Origin of the sequence: Pelosinus fermentans JBW45, from assembly GCF_000271665.2 — a bacterium.
GTDB lineage: Bacteria > Bacillota > Negativicutes > DSM-13327 > DSM-13327 > Pelosinus > Pelosinus baikalensis.
Map to the genome: position 1 here is coordinate 62,747 of NZ_CP010978.1, position 25,941 is coordinate 88,687.

Here is a 25,941-nt window from a genome sequence, read left to right on the forward strand (position 1 = left end):
TGAGAATACCCACTATTAGATACTTCTAATCAATGGCTTAAAGGGATCAAGAAAGGAGAACTGTATGAAAGATAACGAAAATCAATCATCTGTTGAAAAGGATCAAGAAGATCTGCAAAGCAAGCCTTCTCAAGAGAAACTAATGGATATCGCTATTATCGGTATGGCAAGCCGATTCCCGGGAGCCAAGAACTATGAAGAATTTTGGGAAAATCTCAAACAAAAACGATCAAGTGTTCAGGAAATTCCCCTGGAGCGTTGGAATTGGGAAGCCTTTTGGGGAGATCCTAAAACTGAAATAAATAAGAGTAATAGTAAGTGGGGAGGCTTTATTGAGGATGTTGATGCATTTGATGCGGGATTTTTCTCTTTGTCTCCCAGAGAATTGGAAGCACTGGATCCGCAGCAAAGAATCATGCTGGAACTATCTTGGACCTGTTTGGAGGATGCAGGGGTTTGCCCTTCTCATGTATCAGGGAAAAAGGTTGGTGTTTATGTAGGGGTCTTTAACTTTGACTATAAAGAATTGCAAGAGAGAACATTCCGCACAATTGAAACTCATCATTCTATAGGAACTGCCGCTGGAGTAATCGCTAATCGTGTTTCCCATTATTTAAATTTAAAAGGACCGAGCTTTACTGTAGATACTGCTTGCTCCAGTTCTCTCACTGCTATTCATGTAGCTATGCAATCTTTACACTCAGGGGAATGCAGCATGGCATTAGCGGGTGGAATTAACCTTTTATTAACGCCCACACGCCATATCTCATTTTCAAAAGCTGGACTAATGTCCCCTACGGGTTCGTGTAAAGCTTTTGATGAGGGGGCAGACGGCTATGTACGCAGTGAAGGTGCAGGCGTAATTTTGCTCAAGCCTTTAGAAAAAGCGATTGAAGATGGGGATTATATTTATGCAATTGTGAAGGGAAGCGCCATTAACCATAATGGGAAAACCCATACTTTAACCTATCCTAGTTCCGATGCACAAGCAGATGTGATTGTTGAAGCGCATAAACAAGCAAGGGTTGCGCCTGAAAGTATCAGTTATATTGAGACTCACGGAACTGGTACTCCCAAAGGAGACCCAATTGAGTTTCAAGGATTGCTAAAGGCATTTGAACGTCTCTATTCAGAAGGGAACCAAAGCTTAATAAGAAACTATTGTGGTTTGGGGTCTGCCAAAACGAATATAGGTCATCTGGAAGCTGCAGGCGGAATGGCAGGGGTAATCAAAGTAGTATTGTCCATGAAGTATAAACAGTTAGCCGGACTTCAAAATTTCAAACGGTTAAGTCATCGCATTTCAATTGAAAATAGCCCTTTTTATGTTGTAGATCAGTTGCAGGAGTGGAAACTGCTAAAAGATGAAAATAATCAAGCTTTTCCTAGACGTGCAGGAGTAAGTTCTTTTGGCTTTGGGGGTACGAACGGACATCTGGTTCTTGAAGAGGCACCTAACATCGTAAGGCATTCCAAGAGAAAATTCCCTTATTCTTTAATTTGTTTATCTGCTAAAACTGAAGAAGCATTGCGTAATAAAGAAGAAGATTTGCTACATTGGCTGGAAGAGAAAGGACAAGAAAATAAACTTATAGATATTAGTGCGACCTTGCTTTTGGGCAGGGATCATTTTGAAATAAGGTCTGCTTTTGTTGTAAAAAATGTTCAAGAACTTCAGAAAAAATTAAAACAAGTTCTAGAAAAAGAAGAAGCTGAAGGATATTTTAAAGAAAGTAATGCAAGAAAAGAGAAAGAAACACAGTCTTCTTTTGAAGAGTCAGGTAAGATGATTCTCACAGAGTTACATTTAAATAAATTGAAGGACGAGCATGAATATGGCAGCAAACTCATGGCTCTGGCAGAAATGTACGCAAATGGGAATGATTTGGACTGGAAAATGGTTTTCCCCGAGGGCAAGATACAGCGACTCAACCTTCCCACATATCCTTTTGCCAGAGAGCGTTATTGGATATCTGACAGCGACATCGAAAGTGATACAAGGTCAATTAACCTTGCTTTAATCCATCCCCTGCTTCATGAAAATACATCCGACCTGTCTGAACAACGTTTTAGTTCGACATTTACAGGTCAGGAGTTTTTTCTGGCAGATCATGTAGTAAAGGGGCAACGGATATTACCGGGTGTGGCCTATCTAGAAATGGCGCGGGCGGCAGTAAAGCAGGCAGCAGGAGCTTTGGCAGAAGGTCAGACCGGGATTCGGCTTAAAAACGTGGTTTGGTCCAGGCCCATTGCTGTGGGGGATCAGCCGATTCCGGTACATATTGGACTCTTCCCAGAAGATGGAGCGATCGGTTATGAAATCTATACCGAACCTGAGGGGGTTAACGCAGAATCTATAATACATAGCCAGGGGATCGCAAAGCTATGTTCGTTTGCTGAACCGCCAATCTTGGATCTGCCCGCTTTGCAGGCTGAATGTAATCAAAGCATTCTTAACTCCGATCAATGCTACAAGGCTTTAAGGACGGTAGGGCTGGACTATGGTCCGGGGCACCAGGGGATTGAAAAATTATATGCAGGATCGGGGCAAGTGCTGGCGAAGTTATCCTTGCCTTCTTTCGTAGCTGATACTAGAGACCAATTCATTCTGCATCCCAGTTTGATGGATTCTGCCTTGCAGGCATCCTTAATGATGAATTCCAGTGACTTTAAGCTGGCCCTGCCCTTTGCCTTGCAAGAGGTTGAAATTATTGAAAAATGCATCTCTGACATGTGGGCGTTGATTCGCTACAGTGAAGGCAGCAAAGCTGGGGATAAAGTGCAAAAACTTGATATTGATTTGTGTGATGAGCAAGGGATGGTTTGTGTACGGATGAAAGGCGTTTCATCGCGCGTGCCTCCAGCAACCCTTGGGGCGCTACTACTCCACCCTTATTGGAAAGAACAAGCCATTGCCCAGGAAGCTGCAGCTCCTACCTATACTCAGCATCTGGTGATGCTCTGTGAGACAAATAAGATTTCTCAAGCAATGATCGAAAGCCAAATGAACGGTGTGCGTTGCCTTACCTTAGAGTCCCAGCAGAGCGGCATAGAGGAACGTTTCCAGATTTATGCCGTCCAAGCATTTGAGGAAATCCAAAGCATCCTTAAAGAAAAAACCAAGGGCAATGTGTTAATCCAGATTGTAATTTCCACTCAGCAGGAACAGCAACTTTTTTCGGGGCTCTCCGGATTGTTAAAAACGGCTCAATTGGAGAATCCAAAATTCATAGGACAACTGATCGAAGTGGAGTCGGGAGAAGATGCAGAGGGAATCGTAGAAAAACTGAAGAATAATAGCCAAAGCTTAATTGACAATCATATTCGCTACCAGGACAATAAACGCTATGTTATTGGCTGGAACGAAGTGGAAGCTTTAAAAGAGGCAGTGAAGATCCCCTGGAAAGATCAGGGGGTCTATTTAATTACTGGAGGCGCTGGTGGTCTCGGACTTATGTTTGCCAAAGAAATTGCCCATAAAGTTAAAGGTGCAATTTTGATTTTCACAGGTCGGTCTCCGCTGGATGAAGATAAGCAAAGTAAAATCAGGGAACTGGAATCTTTAGGTACCTTGATTACATACAAGCAAGTCGACGTAACTGACAAACAGGCAATTTTAGATGTGATCCAAAGCATTCAGAAGAACTTTGGCAGACTCAATGGTATTATCCATAGCGCAGGTATCATTCGGGATAACTTCTTCATCAAGAAAACCAAGGAAGAACTGGAAGCCGTTTTGGCTCCTAAGGTCACCGGGCTGGTAAATTTGGACGAGGCAACGAAGGATTTGAACCTGGACTTTTTTATTCTCTTTTCCTCAATAACCGGAGCATTAGGGAATCTAGGGCAGGCGGACTACGCTACTGCTAACGCTTTTATGGATGCTTACGCCGGGTATCGAAATAGTCTGGTGGCATTAGAACAACGTCAGGGTCAGACTTTGGCGATCAATTGGCCGCTGTGGAAAGAAGGCGGGATGCACGTTGATATAGAAACCGAGAAGATGATGATACAGAATTGGGGGGCAATTCCCCTACAGACCACAACGGGTATTGGAGCCTTATATCAAGGGGTAGCATCTGGAAAAACTCAGGTGATGGTGCTGGAAGGGGAGTTAAAACGAATCGATGAAATCTTTTTGGGGCAGCTGCCCAGAAGAGAAGCCGCAGAAACCTCTTCGATCATAGCAGAAGATAAAGCAGTGGCAGTAATCTCCCCTGATTTGCTTCAGGAAAAGGCAATAAACTACTTTAAGAAGCTGCTTTCATCAGTAATCAAACTGCCAGTGAATCGCATCGAAGCAAATGCATCCATGGAAAAATACGGTATAGATTCCATTATGGTCATGCAATTGACCAATCAATTAGAAATGATATTTGGTTCGTTATCGAAAACATTGTTTTTTGAATACCAAAACATCCAGGAATTAACCGGATATTTCCTAGAGTCCTATAGGGACAAAATGATAGGATTACTGGGGATCGAAGGAAAAACGCAAGTCTTGGCTGCGGATTTAAAAGCTTCCGTAGCTGTGACAGAGCCGATAGAGACAGCTATTAGCAGTCGTAGACGTGCGCGTTTTGCATCCCTGTGTAGAGAAACGGAATTTCCACAAGAAAAAGCAGGTGCCTCAGATATCGCAATTATTGGTGTTTCCGGACGTTACCCACAAGCGAAAAATATTCAAGAGTTTTGGAATAACCTAAGGGACGGCAAGGATTGTATCACGGAAATACCCAAAGACCGCTGGGATCATAACCTATACTTTGATGAAGATAAGAATAAACAGGGAAAAACCTACAGCAAGTGGGGAGGCTTCCTGGACGGTGTGGATCAATTTGATCCTCTCTTTTTCAATATTTCACCGCGGGAAGCGGAAATAATGGATCCTCAGGAGCGCTTATTCTTAGAGTGCGTCTATGAAACGATGGAAGATGCAGGATATACCCGGGAAGGGATGAATCATGACCTTGGTGTGAAAGGCAATGTGGGAGTTTATGTGGGAGTCATGTATGACGAATACCAACTTTATGCAGCCCAAGAACAGATTCAGGACAGGCCGGTTTCGGTTTGGGGGAATCCGTCATCAATAGCCAATCGGGTATCCTATTTTTGTAATTTCCATGGTCCCAGTATGGCTGTGGACACCATGTGTTCTTCCTCCTTGACTGCCATTCATTTGGCATGTCAAAGTCTGCAAAGGGGCGGATGCGAGCTTGCGATTGCAGGCGGTGTCAATATTTCGATCCATCCGAACAAATATCTATTTCTGTCCCAGGGCAAGTTTGTATCCAGCAAAGGGCGATGTGAAAGCTTTGGGCAGGGTGGCGACGGTTACGTGCCGGGAGAAGGCGTAGGCGCAGTACTTCTAAAACCTCTGTCTAAAGCCATTGCCGACGGGGATCAAATATATGGGATCATCAAAGCAACCACAGTCAATCATGGAGGGAAAACCAACGGTTACACTGTTCCTAATCCTAATGCGCAGGCCAGTGTTATTGGACGAGCCATTAAGGAAGCAGGGATCAATCCAAGGACAATCAGTTATATAGAAGCACACGGCACAGGGACCTCTTTAGGGGATCCAATAGAAATCACGGGTTTAACTAAAACATTCCAGGAATACACCAAAGATAAACAGTTCTGCGCAATCGGCTCAGCTAAATCGAACATCGGGCATTGTGAGAGTGCATCAGGTATTGCAGGAGTGACAAAAGTCTTACTGCAGCTCAAATACCGTCAATTAGTGCCTTCCCTGCATTCTGAGACGCTGAATCCCAAAATTGATTTTGCCAACACCCCCTTTGTGGTTCAGCAGAAACTTGCGGAATGGAGACGGCCAGTGCTTGAGATCTGTGGAGAAAGCCGGGAGTATCCAAGAATCGCTGGCATTTCATCCTTTGGTGCGGGAGGTTTAAACGCTCATGTAGTGATTGAGGAATACATTCCTCAAGACTTACGGCGGTCTCAAACCACGATCAATTCTCAGAATCCCGCAATTATTGTGTTGTCGGCAAAGACTGAGGACAAGCTCAAGGAGCAGGCGCAGCAATTGTTGGCTGCAATTGGCGAACAACAATTCTCAGATGAAAATTTGTTAGAAATGGCCTACACGCTCCAAGTGGGTCGGGAAGTTATGGAAGAACATCTGGCTGTGATTGTGGGATCTATCAAAGAACTTGAGGGGAAATTGAAGGACTTTCTGGCAGGACAGGATGGCATTGAGGATTTATATAGGGGGAAGGTCAAACGCAATAAAGAACTTTTGGCTGTTTTTGCAGCCGATGAAGATATGGAAAAAACAATTGATGCTTGGATAAGGAAAGGAAAATATGACAAATTTCTAGAGCTTTGGGTTAATGGACTGATTTTTGATTGGAATAAACTCTATGGCGATAGCAAGCCTCACCGCATCAGTTTGCCCACCTATCCTTTTGCTAAGGAACGCTATTGGGTACCTAAGATCGATACTGCGGTCAGCAGCAAAATAAACAAGGACATTAGAGCTTTAATCCATCCCCTGCTTCATGAAAATACATCCGACCTGTCTGAACAACGTTTTAGTTCGACATTTACAGGTCAGGAGTTTTTTCTGGCAGATCATGTAGTAAAGGGGCAGCGGATATTACCGGGTGTGGCCTATCTAGAAATGGCACGGGCGGCAGTAAAGCAGGCAGCAGGAGCTTTGGCAGAAGGTCAGACCGGGATTCGGCTTAAAAACGTGGTTTGGTCCAGGCCCATTGCTGTGGGGGATCAGCCGATTCCGGTACATATTGGACTCTTCCCAGAAGATGGAGCGATCGGTTATGAAATCTATACCGAACCCGAGGGGGTTAACGCAGAATCTATAATACATAGCCAGGGGATCGCAAAGCTATGTTCATTTGCTGAACCGCCAATCTTGGATCTGCCCGCTTTGCAGGCTGAATGTAATCAAAGCATTCTTAACTCCGATCAATGCTACAAGGCTTTAAGGACGGTAGGGCTGGACTATGGTCCGGGGCACCAGGGGATTGAAAAATTATATGCAGGATCGGGGCAAGTCCTGGCGAAGTTATCCTTGCCTTCTTTCGTAGCTGATACTAGAGACCAATTCATTCTGCATCCCAGTTTGATGGATTCTGCCTTGCAGGCATCCTTAATGATGAATTCCAGTGACTTTAAGCTGGCCCTGCCCTTTGCCTTGCAAGAGGTTGAAATTATTGAAAAATGCATCTCTGACATGTGGGCGTTGATTCGCTACAGTGAAGGCAGCAAAGCTGGGGATAAAGTGCAAAAACTTGATATTGATTTGTGTGATGAGCAAGGGATGGTTTGTGTACGGATGAAAGGCGTTTCATCGCGCGTGCCTCCAGCAACCCTTGGGGCGCTACTACTCCACCCTTATTGGAAAGAACAAGCCATTGCCCAGGAAGCTGCAGCTCCTACCTATACTCAGCATCTGGTGATGCTCTGTGAGACAAATAAGATTTCTCAAGCAATGATCGAAAGCCAAATGAACGGTGTGCGTTGCCTTACCTTAGAGTCCCAGCAGAGCGGCATAGAGGAACGTTTCCAGATTTATGCCGTCCAAGCATTTGAGGAAATCCAAAGCATCCTTAAAGAAAAAACCAAGGGCAATGTGTTAATCCAGATTGTAATTTCTACTCAGCAGGAACAGCAACTTTTTTCGGGGCTCTCCGGATTGTTAAAAACGGCTCAATTGGAGAATCCAAAATTCATAGGACAACTGATCGAAGTGGAGCCGGGAGAAGATGCAGAGGGAATCGTAGAAAAACTGAAGAATAATAGCCAAAGCTTAATTGACAATCATATTCGCTACCAGGACAATAAACGCTATGTTATTGGCTGGAACGAAGTGGAAGCTTTAAAAGAGGCAGTGAAGATCCCCTGGAAAGATCAGGGGGTCTATTTAATTACTGGAGGCGCTGGTGGTCTCGGACTTATGTTTGCCAAAGAAATTGCCCATAAAGTTAAAGGTGCAATTTTGATTTTCACAGGTCGGTCTCCACTGGATGAAGATAAGCAAAGTAAAATCAGGGAACTGGAATCTTTAGGTACCTTGATTACATACAAGCAAGTCGACGTAACTGACAAACAGGCAATTTTGGATGTGATCCAAAGCATTCAGAAGAACTTTGGCAGACTCAATGGTATTATCCATAGCGCAGGTATCATTCGGGATAACTTCTTCATCAAGAAAACCAAGGAAGAACTGGAAGCCGTTTTGGCTCCTAAGGTCACCGGGCTGGTAAATTTGGACGAGGCAACGAAGGATTTGAACCTGGACTTTTTTATTCTCTTTTCCTCAATAACCGGAGCATTAGGGAATCTGGGGCAGGCGGACTACGCTACTGCCAATGCCTTTATGGATGCTTATGCCAGGTATCGGAATAGCCTGGCGGCGTTAAAACAACGCCAAGGTCAGACTCTGGCGATCAATTGGCCGCTGTGGAAAGAGGGCGGTATGCATATTAATGAAGACGCAGAAAAAATGATGATGCAGAACTCAGGATTAATTGCCTTAGAGACTACAACTGGCATTGAGGCTTTGTATCAAGGCGTATCTTCCGGTAAAGATCAGGTGATGGTGATAGAAGGAGATATAGAACGGCTGCATACAGCATTTTTGGGACAACCGTCCGTAACAGGAGGCGCAAAAATATCTGTAATCGTAGATGAGAAGAAGGTAGTTCCCACAATTGGACAAGATTTGCTTCAGGAAAAAGCATTAAACTACTTTAAAAAACTACTTTCTGCTGTCATTAAGCTACCGACTGATCGTATCGAAGCAGATGCTCCACTGGAACAATACGGAATTGATTCGGTAATGGTTATGCAAATGACCAACCAATTAGAAAAATACTTCGGTTCACTATCAAAAACATTGTTTTTTGAGTACCTAAACATCCAGGAATTAACTGGATATTTCCTTATATCCTATCGAGATCAACTGACAGAATTATTGGGAGTCGATGAGAAAGCAGCAGCAACTATAGAGAATTCCACAGAACTCATAACTGAGGCAGAGACAGTAAAAGCCATATTTAACAGCCGTAAACGTCCACGTTTTACATCCCTTCCCATAGGATCTCCTGAAGAAAAAACTAGCAGTGCTTTAGATATCGCCATTATTGGTGTGTCTGGGCGCTACCCGCAAGCGAAAAATGTTAAGGAGTTTTGGAATAACTTACAAAACGGCAAGGATTCCATCACTGAAATACCCAAAGAACGCTGGGATCATAGCCTGTATTTTGATGAGGACAAAAACAAGCAGGGAAAGACGTACAGTAAGTGGGGAGGCTTCCTGGATGGTGTGGATCAATTTGATCCTCTTTTCTTCAATATATCACCACGGGAAGCGGAAATGATCGATCCTCAGGAACGTTTATTCTTACAGTGTGTATATGAGACTTTAGAGGATGCGGGGTATAACCGGGAAGTTCTTGGTATACATCAAGGTTTTGGCTTGGAAGGCAATGTAGGAGTCTTTGTGGGAGTAATGTATGAAGAGTACCAGCTCTACGGCGCCCAGGAGCAGATTCAGGGTAGAGCGATTGCCCTTCCCGGGAATTCATCATCGATAGCCAATCGAGTATCCTATTTTTGTAATTTCCATGGACCAAGTATGGCTGTGGATACCATGTGCTCTTCCTCACTGACGGCTATTCATTTAGCCTGCCAAAGCTTGCAACGTGGCGGATGTGAGTTTGCAGTTGCAGGTGGCGTAAACGTCTCAATCCATCCCAATAAATATCTGATGCTTGGTCAGGGGAAGTTTGTTTCAAGCAAAGGACGGTGCGAAAGCTTTGGGCAAGGCGGCGACGGCTACGTGCCAGGAGAAGGCGTAGGAGCAGTACTTCTAAAACCTCTGTCTAAAGCCATTGCCGATGGGGATCAAATATATGGGATTATAAAAGGAACCGCAGTCAATCATGGAGGCAAGACCAACGGTTACACAGTTCCTAATCCTAATGCCCAGGCTAGTGTTATTGGACGGGCCATTAAAGAAGCCGGGATCAATCCAAGGACAATCAGTTATATAGAAGCACACGGCACTGGGACTTCCTTAGGGGATCCGATAGAAATCGCGGGTTTGACTAAGACCTTCCAGGAATACACCAAAGACAAACAGTTCTGTGCAATCGGCTCAGCGAAATCAAACATTGGGCATTGTGAGAGTGCGTCAGGTATTGCAGGGGTAACAAAAGTCTTGCTGCAGCTCAAATACCGTCAATTAGTGCCTTCCTTGCATTCTGAGACGCTGAATCCTAATATTGATTTTGCCAACACCCCTTTTATGGTTCAGCAGGAACTTGTGGAATGGAAACGGCCGATCGTTGAACTTGATGGAGAAAAGCGGGAATATCCCCGAACTGCCGGCATTTCGTCCTTTGGTGCGGGAGGATCGAATGCCCATGTAGTGATTGAAGAATATATTTCAAAGGATCAGCAGCGACCTTCTATTATGATTACGACTCAGAACCCAGCAGTTATCGTGCTGTCAGCAAAGAATGAAGAGCGACTGCATGAGCAGGCTCAGCAACTGTTGACTGCCATTGGAGAACAGGAATCATCTGAATTAGGCTTAGCCAATATAGCTTATACACTTCAGGTGGGGCGTGAAGCTATGGAGGAACGATTGGGCTTAATTGTAGGATCAAGTAAAGAACTTGAGGAAAAACTGAAGAGCTTTTTAGCAGGACAAAAAGGTATTGAGAATTTATATCGTGGGCAGGTTAAGCGCAGTAAAGAGAATTTGGTTGTTTTTATGGCAGATGAAGATTTACAAAAGGCAATTGAGGCTTGGATTAATAAAGGAAAGTATGGGAAACTCTTGGATTTTTGGGTCAAAGGTTTGATTATTGACTGGAACAAATTTTATGGCAATGTCAAACCTCACCGCATTAGTTTACCTACATACCCCTTTGCTAAGGAACGCTATTGGATTCCTAAGACTAGCAATTACCCTGCGAGCAATACCATCACGGCGATTAGCGGTCCAATAATTGGTCCGATTCATTTGCTGCTCCATCAAAATACCTCTAATTTTTCGGAACAGCGGTTCAGTTCTACCTTTACCGGCCAGGAATTTTTTCTGGCAGATCATGTCATAAAGGGACAAAAGGTTTTGTCCGGTGTGGCCTGTCTTGAGATGGCTCGGGCAGCAGTGGAGCAGGCAGTAGGAGTATTGAAAGAAAGTCAGTTGGGGATACGACTGAAAAATGTGGTTTGGACCCAGCCCATTGTTGTAGGGGAACAGCCAGTTCAAGTACATATTGGACTCTTTCCGGAAGACGATGGACTGATTGCCTATGAAATATATAGCGAAACAAAAGCAGACAGTGCAGACCCTATAGTGCACAGCCAAGGCACTGCGGTACTGAGCGAAATTTTAGAAGTTCCAACTTTGGATATAAAGACTTTACAGGCTGAATGCAGCCGAGATATCCTTGCGTCCCACCAATGCTACGATGCATTTAGGGCGATGGGGTTTGATTATGGTCCGGGACACCAGGGGCTTGAAACAGTGTATGTAGGACAGAGACAAGTGCTGGCGAAATTGTCTTTGTCTTCTCTCTTTTCTAGTACCAAAGATCAATTTGTTTTGCATCCAAGCTTAATGGACGCAGCTTTGCAGGCGTCGATAGCTTTAATAATAGGTTCTGGCAACCTCAAGACTATTTTGCCGTTTGCATTGCAAGAACTTGAAGTCTTCAGCAGGTGCACTCCTGCCATGTGGGCCCTAGTACGCTATTGTAATGACAGCAAAGCTGGGGATAAATTGCAAAAATTTGATATTGATTTGTGCGATGAGCAAGGGCTGGTTTGTGTACGGATGAAAAGCTTCTCAGCGCGAGTGTTAGAAGATGAAGTAGGTTTATTAGGAACGACAGCAGCTCTTGGGAGTTTGATGCTCAAGCCTTACTGGAAAGAACAGATACTTGTTCAAGAAGTCATAGTTCCTGATTATGAGCAACATTTTGTAGTGCTCTGTGAGGCGAATGAGGATCTTAAGGAAAGCATCGAAAACCTAATAGACGGGGTGCGCTGTATTAGCTTAGAGTCTAAACAGAATAATATAGCAGAACGATTCCAGACGTATACTGTTCAGGTCTTTGAAAATATTCAAAGCATTCTTAAAAAGAAAAATAAAAAGAATATATTGATTCAGATTGTTGTTCCTTCACGAGGTGAACAGCAAATCTTCTCTGGACTTTCCGGACTTTTAAAGACCGCTCAACTTGAGAATCCGAAACTCATTGGACAACTGATTGAAGTGGGACTAGAGGAAGATTCAGTAGAAATCATAAAAATATTAAAAGAAAACAGTCAATGTCCGCTTGATAACCACATTCGACATGAAGAAGGCAAACGTTACGTTGCAGGCTGGAAGGAAGTTGAGATTTCTCAGGAAGAAGTAAACCTCCCGTGGAAAGACAAGGGGATTTACCTAATCACTGGAGGTATGGGTGGTCTTGGGCTTGTTTTTGCCAAGGAAATTGCGGATAAAGTCAAGGATGTGACCTTGATCCTCACGGGCCGGTCTTTGCTCAATGAGAACAAGCAAACAAAACTTAAGGAATTGGAGACTTTGGGCGCGAGGATCGTATATAAGCAAGTTGATGTGACCGAAAAGCAGGCAGTAGTCGAATTAATTCAGAGTATCAAAGATAATTTCGGCAACCTCCATGGCATCATTCATAGTGCAGGAGTGATTTGCGATAATTTTATCTTCAAAAAAACCAACGAAGAACTAGAAAAAGTATTGTCCCCAAAAGTCACAGGAGTAGTGAACCTTGATGAGGCAACTAAAGATCTGGACATTGATTTTTTTGTGCTATTCTCTTCGGTATCAGGAGCATTAGGTAATCTAGGCCAGGTGGACTATTCCACAGCCAACGCCTTTATGGATGCTTATTCCAGGCATCGAAACGATCTAGAGATGTTAAACCAGCGGCATGGTCGGACCTTGTCTATCAATTGGCCGCTATGGCAGGAGGGCGGAATGCATGTTGATCAGCAAACCGAGAAGATGATGCAGCAAAATATGGGTATGATCCCTATAAAAACTCCTACTGGCATTCAAGCCTTCTATCAGATTTTAGCCTCCGAAAATAATCAAATGATGGTATGGGAAGGCGACAATGTGCAATTGAGACATTATATGAAAACAATTCTAAGGAATTTCGAGCAATTGCAAAGGAATACAGAGAATGATGATCATGACAATTCGGCGACAAATGGTAATATAGCAGAAATAAATGATGAGTTTTATTCAAATGTTTTCGAAAAAATAGCAAAAGGTAAATTATCCAAAGAGCAATTTATCAATTCAGTTGTGAGTGGAAAGGGGGCGTGAAAAAGATGCAGAAGCAGTTAGAAATTTTATATGAGCAGATAAAAGAACAAAAAATAAGTCCAGAAAATGCTATAAAAGAGATTAACGAGCTAAAATTGCAACATAGCCTCAAAACGCAAGTCTCAGAAACAGTTCTCATGGAAGGCGATGCAATAGTTGCGGCAGTTGCCCCAGATTTACTTCAAGAAAAAGTAGTACATTATTTCAAAAAATTACTCTCCACAGTAATCGGGTTACCGGTACATCGGATTGAAGCCGATGTGCCCATGGAAGAGTATGGGATTGATTCGGTCATGGTCATGCAATTGACCAATCAATTGGAAAAGATATTTGGCTCGCTGCCGAAAACTTTGTTTTTTGAATATCAAACCATCCAGGCATTAATCGAATATTTTCTTGAAGTCTATCAAGATCAGTTAATGGGGTTATTGGGCATCGAGGAGATAGCAGCAACTGCGACTAGGAAGAGTGCCAAAGATTCTGCTGCTATGACTGGATCTGTAAAACCAGTCATTAGTAATCGTAGGCACCTCCGATTTACAACACCGTATAGTGATACTCCGCAAGAAAAAGTAAGAGCTACAGATATTGCCATCATTGGCCTATCCGGACGCTACCCGCAAGCAAAGAATATTCAGGAATTTTGGAAAAACCTGCAGGCTGGTAAGGACTCTATTACCGAGATACCTAAAGATCGTTGGGATTACAACCTGTACTTTGATGAAGATAAGAGTAAGCCGGGAAAGACATACAGCAAGTGGGGAGGTTTCCTGAATGGTGTGGATCAATTTGATCCTCTTTTTTTCAATATTTCACCGCGGGAAGCAGAAATAATAGATCCCCAGGAACGCTTATTTTTGCAATGTGTCTATGAAACCTTAGAGGATGCAGGATATACTCGGGAAGCTCTGGGTATGCATCAAGGAGGTGGCTTGGGGGGCGATGTAGGAGTATTTGTGGGAGTGATGTACGAAGAGTATCAGCTTTATGGCGCACAGGAACAAGTTCAAGGTAGACCGATTGCTCTGGCCGGCAATTCAGCTTCCATTGCCAACCGTGTATCTTATTTTTGCAATTTTCATGGACCGAGTGTGACCTTGGATACTATGTGTTCTTCCTCACTAACCGCAATCCATCTGGCCTGTCAAAGTTTAAAGCAGGGCGGATGTGAGTTTGCTATTGCAGGCGGTGTTAATATTTCGATCCATCCCAACAAATATCTAGCACTCGGACAAGGAAAATTTGTATCAAGCAAGGGACGTTGTGAAAGCTTTGGGCAGGGAGGCGATGGCTATGTGCCAGGAGAAGGGGTAGGGGCAATACTCTTAAAACCCCTCTCTAAGGCCATTGCTGAAGGTGATCACATATATGGCATCATCAAAGGAACCGCAATTAATCATGGTGGGAAAACCAACGGGTTTACAGTTCCCAATCCCAATGCTCAGGCCAGTGTTATTGGAAAAGCCTTCAAGGAAGCAGGAATTAATCCAAGAACCATCAGTTATATAGAAGCTCACGGCACGGGGACTTCCTTAGGGGACCCGATAGAGATTGCGGGCTTGAAGAAAACCTTCCAGGAATATACGAAAGACAAACAATTCTGTTCGATTGGTTCGGCCAAGTCGAATATCGGGCATTGTGAGAGCGCGGCAGGCATTGCCGGGGTGACGAAAATATTGCTGCAACTCAAATATGGTCAATTAGTACCTTCTCTGCATTCTGAGATACTGAATCCCAACATTGATTTTGGTAAAACGCCTTTTGTCGTTCAGCAAGAGCTTGCGGAATGGAAACGACCGGTGCTTGAAATCAATGGAGAGATCCAAGAATATCCAAGGATCGCTGGCATTTCGTCTTTTGGCGCTGGAGGCTCAAATGCCCATGTAGTGATTGAAGAATACATGGACAAGGATGAACAGCCATCTTCGATTAGGATTACCAAGCAGAATCCAGCAATCATTGTGCTGTCAGCCAAGAACGAACAACGGCTCAAAGAACAAGTACAGCAAATGGTAGCTGCTATCCAGGAACAGCAAATCTCAGATGAAAACCTTGCCAATATGGCCTATACCCTGCAAGTAGGACGGGAAGCCATGGAGGAACGCGTAGCTGTGCTGGTAGGTTCCAGCAAAGAGCTTGAGGAAAAACTAAAGGGCTTTTTGGCAGACCAGGATGGTATTGAAGATCTCTATCGCGGGCAAGTCAAGCGTAATAAAGATACAATGGCTATCTTTGCAGCCGATGATGAAATGCAGGAAATACTTAAAAAGTGGATTGCGCATCGAAAATATGGGAAACTGTTAGACCTTTGGGTCAAGGGAATGATATATGATTGGCAGAAACTCTATAACGACAGCAAACCCCGCCGCATCAGTCTGCCTACCTATCCCTTTGCTAAAGAACGCTATTGGGTACCTGAGGCCGGCATAGCGGCCAGCAGTAATATAATAAGTCCAGTCACTGCCGGCTTACTTCATCCTCTATTGCACCAGAATACCTCCGATTTTTCGGAACAGCGGTTTAGCTCAACCTTTACGGGTCAGGAGTTTTTCCTGGCAGATCATGTTGTCAAGGGGCAGCGAGTGCTGCCTGGAGTAGCCTATCTTGAAATGGCTAGGGCAGCAGTGGAGCAGGCCGCGGGAGTTTTGGCAGAAGATAAGATTGGAATACGACTAAAAAACGTGGTTTGGGTACGGCCTGTTGCCGCCCTAGGTCAGCCGGTGCAAGTACACATCGGGCTCTATCCAGAGGAAAATGGCGAGATTGCCTATGAAATCTATAGTGATTCTGAAACGGTTGATAGAGAACCAATCATACACAGTCAGGGCAGTGCAGTGCTGCGTTCGGTTACAGAAACTCCAAGAGTAGATCTTAAATCTTTACAGGCTGAGTGCGGCCAAAGCACATTTACGTCCAGTCAATGCTACGAGGCATTTAGGACAATGGGGCTTGCGTATGGCTCAAGTCATCAGGGAATTGAGGTAGTATATACGGGACAAGAGCAAGTGCTCGCGAAATTGCGGTTACCTGCTTCTGTTTCGAATACTCACAACCAATTTACTTTGCATCCCAGTTTAATGGATGCGGCTTTACAGGCAACAATAGGGTTTATGCTGGTTACTGGAGTTACGGGCAGCGAAGCTTCTCTTAAGCCAGTGTTGCCTTTTGCACTGCAAGAACTTGAAATCCTGAGTAATTGTCCTTCCGTTATGTGGGCTTTACTGCGCTATAGTGCCGGCAGTAGGGCAGGAGATAAGGTACAGAAGTTCGATATTGATTTATGCGATGAGCAAGGGAATGTTTGTGTACGGATAAAGGGATTTTCATTGCGAGTATTGGAAAGAGAAGTAGGCTCGGTAGGGAAAATAGGAAATAATGAGATGCTGCTGCTTGAGCCTTATTGGAAAGAACAAGCCAGTATCTTAGAAACCATGGATTCTGCCTATGTTCAGCATGTGGTGATGCTTTGTGAGCTAAGTGAAGCGTATCGTGAAAGCGTTGAAACCTGCATGGACACAATACGCTGTGTTACCTTACAAATTGAGAAGGAAAGCATTGAGGAACGGTTTCAAGCTTATGCCGTCCAGGTCTTTGAGGAGATCCAAACTATCCTTAAAAATAAACAAAAGGGCAAGGTACTTATTCAAGTTGTTGTTCCCACGCAAGAGGAGCGACAACTTTTCTCCGGCCTTTTGGGATTATTGAAAACGGCACAATTGGAGAATCCGAAAATCATTGGACAGATGATTGAAGTAGAGGTGGAGGGGCTTTCACAAGAAATCATAGAGATATTGAAAGAAAACAGCCAAAGCTCCATTGACAACCATGTTCGCTATCAAGGGGGGACACGATGGGTTAACGGCTGGAGGGAAGTTGCAGTTACCGAGGAGATAAGCTTACCTTGGAAAGATAATGGTGTATATTTAATTACTGGCGGGGCTGGCGGCTTGGGACTTATATTTGCCCAAGAGATTGCGCATACCGTCAAGAATGCGACTTTGATTCTCACAGGACGGTCTGTGCTGGATGAAGGTAAGCAAGAGAAAATAAAGGCAATAGAGACGTTAGGTGCCTTCGTTGAATACAGGAAAGTGGATGTGGCCGACAAGCAGGCGGTAGGGGATTTAATCCAGAGCATCCAAGAGAAATTTGGGAGCTTAAGCGGCATCATCCATAGTGCAGGAGTCATTCGCGACAAATTTATGATCCAGAAAACCAAGGAGGAAATGCAAGAGGTGTTGACTCCCAAAGTCACTGGATTGGTGAATTTGGATCACGCAAGCAAGGAAATGAATCTTGATTTCTTCCTGCTTTTTTCCTCAATGGCAGGAAGCTTAGGCAATGTAGGCCAAGCCGATTATTCCACTGCGAATGCTTTTATGGATGGCTACGCAAGATATCGCAATGACATGGTTGTGTCTAAGCAACGGTATGGTCAAACGCTGTCAATCAATTGGCCGCTGTGGAAAGATGGCGGAATGCATGTTGATAAAGAAGCGGAAAAGGCGATGCAGGGCATGGGTATGATTGCGATGGAGACACCAATAGGCATTCAGGCTTTGTATCAAGGGCTAGTCGCCTGTAAGGATCAGGTAATGGTGATTGAGGGAGATGTTGCACGGATAAAACAAAAACTTCTTTCAGTGACGGCTGCTACTGCTGTACAAGTTGAGAAAGCTTCTATATTAGCTTTTCCTGCAGCAGGTATTGATACCAGGGACTTGTTGGAGAAAGTGCAAGCCACTTTGGTGCAAGAAGTCTCCAAAATACTGAAGGTTAAAATTGAAGATATTGATGTAGGTACCGAGCTAAATGAATATGGATTTGATTCTATTACACTGACACAATTCGCCAACGAACTTAATCAGAAGTACAAACTTGAATTGACTCCCACCATATTTTTCGAATATCCCACTATCCATAGTTTTGCCGAATACTTAAATGAAGAATATAAAGAGGTATTTACCTCACAATTTGCTGTACAACCTAGAGTTGAGATTCTTCTGCCCACCATGGGAGATGAGGTGACAGAAATATCATCCACTAAGAAAAGACATTCCCGGTATGTGAAAATGGTGGACCTTTCTATAGCAAAATCGGTTGCAAGTACTTATGAGCCTATTGCAATTGTGGGAGTAAGTGGTAAATTTCCGAAAGCCAAGGATATAAATGAGTTTTGGAGAAATCTCGTAGAAGACAAGGATTGTATTACAGAAATTCCTAAAGAACGTTGGGACTGGCGTGAGTATTACGGTGATCCTGCAGAAAAAGCAAATAAAACAAATATAAAATGGGGTGGATTCATTGATGGAATAGATCAGTTCGATCCATTATTCTTCGGGATTTCTCCTAAAGAGGCTGAGTTTATGGATCCTCAGCAGCGCCTGTTGATGACCTATATTTGGAAGGCAATTGAAGATGCGGGTTATTCGGCTCAAAGCTTTTCGGGAACCAAAACCGCTATCTTCGTTGGTACAGGAAGTAGTGGTTATGATAAATTGCTTTCAAAGGCTAATATAGCAATGGAAAGCTATTCGTCTACTGGTTTGTTACCCTCCGTAGGACCTAATCGAATGAGTTATTTTCTTAATATTCATGGACCCAGTGAGCCGATTGAAACGGCTTGTTCTAGTTCTTTAGTGGCAATCCACCGGGCAGTGAGTGCCATAGAGAGTGGAAATTGTCAGATGGCGATTGCTGGTGGTATTAATACAATCATAACCCCAGAAAATCACATCAAATTCAACAAGACGGGCATGCTCTGTGAAGATGGGCGATGCAAAACCTTCTCTAACCAAGCCAATGGCTATGTGCGTGGTGAAGGGGTGGGAATGCTTATTTTGAAAAAGCTTAAGGCTGCGGAAGAAGCAGGAGATCATATTTATGGAATCATTAGAGGAACTGCTGTGAATCATGGCGGTCGGGCTAATTCGCTGACGGCACCTAACCCCAAGGCTCAGGCGGAATTGTTGCAAACTGCATACACAAAATCTGGAATTGATCCAAGAACTGTTAGTTACATTGAGGCACATGGAACAGGCACTGAACTTGGTGATCCAATTGAAATCAACGGGCTGAAAACAGCTTTCAAAGAACTGTATAAGGAAACAGGAGATCCTCAAGTTTTAAATTGCCATTGTGGATTAGGTTCGGTGAAAACCAATATTGGGCATTTGGAACTTGCTGCGGGAATCGCGGGTGTGATTAAAGTTTTATTACAACTCAAAAATAAAACGTTGGTTAAAAGTCTTCATAGTGAAACGATTAATCCATATATACAACTTAAAGACAGTCCCTTTTATATAGTCCAGGAAACTAAGGAGTGGAAGCCATTGCACGATCTTCAAGGCAACGTGATTCCACGTCGGGCAGGAGTGAGTTCTTTTGGCTTTGGGGGTGTTAATGGCCATGTAGTGATAGAAGAATATATTCCCAGGGATAGGCAGATGCCTATCAATATGGATAGTGCTTCCAAACCAGTCATTATTGTATTGTCGGCCAAGAGTGAAAAACAGCTTAAAGAGCAGGCCCAGCAATTATTGGATAGTATTAATAGTCAGCAACTTTCAGATGAAAACTTGACCGATATGGCCTATACCCTCCAGGTGGGCCGGGAAGGCATGGAGGAACGAGTAGCTGTGATTGTGAGATCCATCAAAGAACTTGAGGAAAAATTGAGGGGCTTTGTGGAAGGTCAGAATGGTATTGATGAGTTTTACCGTGGGCAGGTTAAACGCAATAAAGATACGATGGCTGTTTTTACAGCAGATGAAGATATGGCAAAAACGGTTGAAGCTTGGATATCCAAAAAGAAGTATGCAAAGATTATGGAACTTTGGGTTAAAGGTTTGATTATTGACTGGAATAAGCTCTACGGTGACAGCAAACCTTGCCGTATTAGTCTGCCTGCCTATCCATTTACCAGGGAGCGTTATTGGGTACCTGAGACCAGTACAATGGACAAATTGACAAGCTCAGCTGGTGTAAATTTAATTCATCCCTTGCTGCATCAGAATACGTCCGATCTTTCAGAACAAAGATTCAGTTCAACTTTCACAGGTCAGGAGTTTTTTCTGGCAGATCATATCGTGAAAGGTCAGCGCGTGTTGCCTGGAGTGGTCTATCTTGAAATGGCGCGGGCCGCAGTTGAACAGGCTGCGGGAGCCTTGAAAGATGACCGGACCGTAATACAGCTAAAGAATGTAGTTTGGGCACGTCCACTTGCCGTTGGAGATCAGTCGCTTCAGATTCATATCGGTCTTTATCTTGAAGCCAGCGGTGAGATTGCTTATGAAATCTATAGCCAGTCTGAACAGGCTGATACAAAGCCGGTAGTGCATAGTCAAGGTAGTGCTTTACTAAGTTCAGCTACAGGAAATTTAACTTTGAATCTCAAGGCATTACAAGATGAGTGTAACCAAAGCACTCTTACATCCAGTCAATGTTACGAGATATTTGGGGCAATGGGAATTGAATATGGTTCAGGGCATCAGGGGATTGAGGTGGTGTATGTCGCCTCAAACCAGGTATTGGCGAAGTTGTCCTTACCTTCCTCCATCTCCGATACGCAAGCTCAGTTTGTTTTGCATCCCAGTTTAATGGATTCTGTCCTGCAAGTATCCATGGCTTTCATGATGGTTTCTGGAGATGCGGGCGGCAAAGCCTCTCTCAAGCCAGTCTTTCCTTATGCGCTGCAAGAACTTCAAATTGTTAGCAATTGCCCTTCCCTTATGTGGGCTTTACTGCGTTATAGTGTCGACAGTAGAGCAGATGACAAGGTACGAAAACTTGATATTGATTTGTGTGATGAACAAGGAAATGTTTGTATACAGATGAAGGGATTTTCGTTGAGAGAGCTGGGAGGCGAATTAGGATTGGTAGGAGCAACGGCAAGTATCAATCGAAAAGGTGGAAGATAAAATGAGCATGTTTGGCGAATTAGGATCAGTAGCAGCAAGTAGTAGTCTAGAGCAAAAGGTGGATATTGGGTTACTTCGAGAAAAGACGCTGTACCAACTAAAAGTACTATTGGCAGAGTTCACCAAGCTGAGTATTAGCAAGATTGTCAGTGACGAGCCACTGGAAAGTTATGGGATTGATTCAATCATGATTACGCAACTGAATGAGAAATTTGCTAGTATTTTTGGTGAAGTATCAAAAACACTACTTTATGAGTATCAGACTTTAGGGGTCTTAGTAGAATATTTTATATCAGACTATCCACAAGAGTGTATGAAGTGGACCGGACTTATAGAGCCGGTTCCATCGACCCCAGAAAAAAAACCAGATGTTGTGCCGTTCCATAGCGAATTTCCAGTACTTCCCTCATTTAAAGAGCGAAAGCATCTGGTACGTAGTTTAACTGCTGTTGCCTCATCCAGTGATGGATCACGAGATTCAATTGCCATTATTGGTATGAGCGGATGTTATCCACAGGCAAAAAAGTTAAAAGAGTACTGGGGTAATTTGCAATCAGGCGTGGATTGTATTATAGAAATCCCTAAAGAACGTTGGTCGCTGGAGGAATTTTATTATTCGGATCAACAAGAGGCTATAGCACGAGGAAAAAGTTATAGCAAATGGGGTGGGTTTGTAGAAGGCTTTGCGGATTTTGATCCGCTCTTTTTTAATATTTCACCTCGGGAAACTCTCAATATGGATCCACAGGAGCGATTGTTTATTGAATCCTGTTGGGAGGTATTTGAGGATGCAGGATACACAAAAGATGAGCTTAAAGTTAAGTATAATGGCCGGATTGGTGTTTTTGCGGGAATTACCAAAACAGGCTTTGATTTATATGGTCCTGACTTATGGAAGCAGGGCAAAAAAGATTTTCCACACACTTCCTTTAGCTCAGTAGCTAATCGAGTTTCCTATCTACTGAATTTACAAGGTCCCAGCATGGCGGTTGATACGATGTGTTCTTCCTCGTTAACAGCGATCCATGAAGCCTGTGAGTATCTTCATCGTAAAGAATGCGAAATGGCGATTGCAGGCGGAGTGAATCTGTATGTTCATCCTTCAAGCTATAACGGGCTTTGTGCACAGCAAATGCTTTCTGCAGATGGACAATGCAAGAGCTTTGGACAAGGCGGCAACGGATTTGTACCTGGCGAGGGAGTCGGTACTATTTTGCTAAAACGCTTGTCCCAGGCCATTATAGATGAAGATCATATTTATGCTGTCATCCGGGGAACGAGTATTAATCACGATGGTAAAACCAATGGATATACGGTTCCTAATCCAACAGCTCAAGGAGACGTTATTCGCAAGGCGATGGATAAAGCAGGGGTAAATGCTCGGACAATCAGTTATATTGAAGCCCATGGTACGGGAACAGAACTTGGGGATCCAATTGAAATTACGGGACTTACCCAAGCATTTCGCAAGGATACCCAAGATACAGGATATTGTGCTATTGGATCAGTAAAAGCAAATATAGGTCATCTGGAAGCAGCAGCAGGCATTGCCGGAGTTACTAAAATTGTACTGCAAATGCAGCATCAAAAGCTTGTTCCAAGCTTGCATACCAAGAAATTAAATCCGAATATTAATTTTAAAAACACGCCCTTTGTCGTTCAGCAAGAACTTGCGGAGTGGAAACGACCGAAGATTGAAATCAATGGAGAGATCCGAGAATATCCAAGGATAGCTGGTATTTCATCTTTTGGTGCTGGAGGCTCAAATGCCCATGTAGTGATTGAAGAATACATGGACAAGGATGAACAGCCATCTTCGATTAGGATTACCAAGCAGAATCCAGCAATCATTGTGCTGTCAGCCAAGAACGAACAACGGCTCAAAGAACAAGTACAGCAAATGGTAGCTGCTATCCAGCAGCAGCAAATCTCAGATGAAAACCTTGCCAATATGGCCTATACCCTGCAAGTAGGACGGGAAGCCATGGAGGAACGCGTAGCTGTGCTGGTAGGTTCCAGCAAAGAGCTTGAGGAAAAACTAAAGGGCTTCTTGGCAGACCAGGATGGTATTGAAGATCTCTATCGCGGGCAAGTCAAGCGTAATAAAGATACAATGGCTATCTTTGCAGCCGATGATGAAATGCAGGAAATACTTAAAAAGTGGATTGCGCATCGAAAATATGGGAAACTGTTAGACCTTTGGGTCAAGGGAATGATATATGATTGGCAGAAACTCTATAACGACAGCAAACCCCGCCGCATCAGTCTGCCTACCTATCCCTTTGCTAAAGAACGCTATTGGGTACCTGAGGCCGGCATAGCGGCCAGCAGTAATATAATAAGTCCAGTCACTGCCGGCTTACTTCATCCTCTATTGCACCAGAATACCTCCGATTTTTCGGAACAGCGGTTTAGCTCAACCTTTACGGGTCAGGAGTTTTTCCTGGCAGATCATGTTGTCAAGGGGCAGCGAGTGCTGCCTGGAGTAGCCTATCTTGAAATGGCTAGGGCAGCAGTGGAGCAGGCCGCGGGAGTTTTGGCAGAAGATAAGATTGGAATACGACTAAAAAACGTGGTTTGGGTACGGCCTGTTGCCGCCCTAGGTCAGCCGGTGCAAGTACACATCGGGCTCTATCCAGAGGAAAATGGCGAGATTGCCTATGAAATCTATAGTGATTCTGAAACGGTTGATAGAGAACCAATCATACACAGTCAGGGCAGTGTAGTGCTGCGTTCGGTTACAGAAACTCCAAGAGTAGATCTTAAATCTTTACAGGCTGAGTGCGGCCAAAGCACATTTACGTCCAGTCAATGCTACGAGGCATTTAGGACAATGGGGCTTGCGTATGGCTCAAGTCATCAGGGAATTGAGGTAGTATATACGGGACAAGAGCAAGTGCTCGCGAAATTGCGGTTACCTGCTTCTGTTTCGAATACTCACAACCAATTTACTTTGCATCCCAGTTTAATGGATGCGGCTTTACAGGCAACAATAGGGTTTATGCTGGTTACTGGAGTTACGGGCAGCGAAGCTTCTCTTAAGCCAGTGTTGCCTTTTGCACTGCAAGAACTTGAAATCCTGAGTAATTGTCCTTCCGTTATGTGGGCTTTACTGCGCTATAGTGCCGGCAGTAGGGCAGGAGATAAGGTACAGAAGTTCGATATTGATTTATGCGATGAGCAAGGGAATGTTTGTGTACGGATAAAGGGATTTTCATTGCGAGTATTGGAAAGAGAAGTAGGCTCGGTAGGGAAAATAGGAAATAATGAGATGCTGCTGCTTGAGCCTTATTGGAAAGAACAAGCCAGTATCTTAGAAACCATGGATTCTGCCTATGTTCAGCATGTGGTGATGCTTTGTGAGCTAAGTGAAGCGTATCGTGAAAGCGTTGAAACCTGCATGGACACAATACGCTGTGTTACCTTACAAATTGAGAAGGAAAGCATTGAGGAACGGTTTCAAGCTTATGCCGTCCAGGTCTTTGAGGAGATCCAAACTATCCTTAAAAATAAACAAAAGGGCAAGGTACTTATTCAAGTTGTTGTTCCCACGCAAGAGGAGCGACAACTTTTCTCCGGCCTTTTGGGATTATTGAAAACGGCACAATTGGAGAATCCGAAAATCATTGGACAGATGATTGAAGTAGAGGTGGAGGGGCTTTCACAAGAAATCATAGAGATATTGAAAGAAAACAGCCAAAGCTCCATTGACAACCATGTTCGCTATCAAGGGGGGACACGATGGGTTAACGGCTGGAGGGAAGTTGCAGTTACCGAGGAGATAAGCTTACCTTGGAAAGATAATGGTGTATATTTAATTACTGGCGGGGCTGGCGGCTTGGGACTTATATTTGCCCAAGAGATTGCGCATACCGTCAAGAATGCGACTTTGATTCTCACAGGACGGTCTGTGCTGGATGAAGGTAAGCAAGAGAAAATAAAGGCAATAGAGACGTTAGGTGCCTTCGTTGAATACAGGAAAGTGGATGTGGCCGACAAGCAGGCGGTAGGGGATTTAATCCAGAGCATCCAAGAGAAATTTGGGAGCTTAAGCGGCATCATCCATAGTGCAGGAGTCATTCGCGACAAATTTATGATCCAGAAAACCAAGGAGGAAATGCAAGAGGTGTTGACTCCCAAAGTCACTGGATTGGTGAATTTGGATCACGCAAGCAAGGAAATGAATCTTGATTTCTTCCTGCTTTTTTCCTCAATGGCAGGAAGCTTAGGCAATGTAGGCCAAGCCGATTATTCCACTGCGAATGCTTTTATGGATGGCTACGCAAGATATCGCAATGACATGGTTGTGTCTAAGCAACGGTATGGTCAAACGCTGTCAATCAATTGGCCGCTGTGGAAAGATGGCGGAATGCATGTTGATAAAGAAGCGGAAAAGGCGATGCAGGGCATGGGTATGATTGCGATGGAGACACCAATAGGCATTCAGGCTTTGTATCAAGGGCTAGTCGCCTGTAAGGATCAGGTAATGGTCATTGAGGGAGATGTTATGAAACTGAGGAGTTTCTTGGGGTTGGATTTGATAGAATTTGACGAAGTTGATAATGAGTTTTTTCAAAGCCTTTTTGAACAAATAACAAAAGGTGAATTATCTGAAGAGCAATTTGAAAGTTTAGCTTTGACGAGAAGAGGGAGATGAAA

3 protein-coding genes are annotated in these 25,941 nt (G+C 43.8%); all 3 read left to right on the forward strand.

The annotated features are described in order from the left end of the window. Positions 1 to 64 precede the first annotated feature (64 nt). From JBW_RS25525 to JBW_RS24505, 3 genes are read left to right on the forward strand one after another with little or no spacing between them, the layout of a single operon-like run. Positions 65 to 13,363: an SDR family NAD(P)-dependent oxidoreductase gene (locus JBW_RS25525; RefSeq protein WP_052697319.1), complete on the forward strand. Its 13,299-nt coding sequence runs from the start codon at positions 65 to 67 to the stop codon at positions 13,361 to 13,363. Positions 13,364 to 13,368: 5 nt separating this feature from the next. Further along, complete coding sequence (locus JBW_RS00275; protein ID WP_052697320.1) at positions 13,369 to 21,282, forward strand: SDR family NAD(P)-dependent oxidoreductase; 7,914 nt, start codon at positions 13,369 to 13,371, stop codon at positions 21,280 to 21,282. 1 nt (position 21,283) lies between these two features. After that, positions 21,284 to 25,939, forward strand: coding sequence for a type I polyketide synthase (locus tag JBW_RS24505; RefSeq protein ID WP_052697321.1), 4,656 nt, complete (start codon positions 21,284 to 21,286; stop codon positions 25,937 to 25,939). Positions 25,940 to 25,941: the final 2 nt, after the last annotated feature.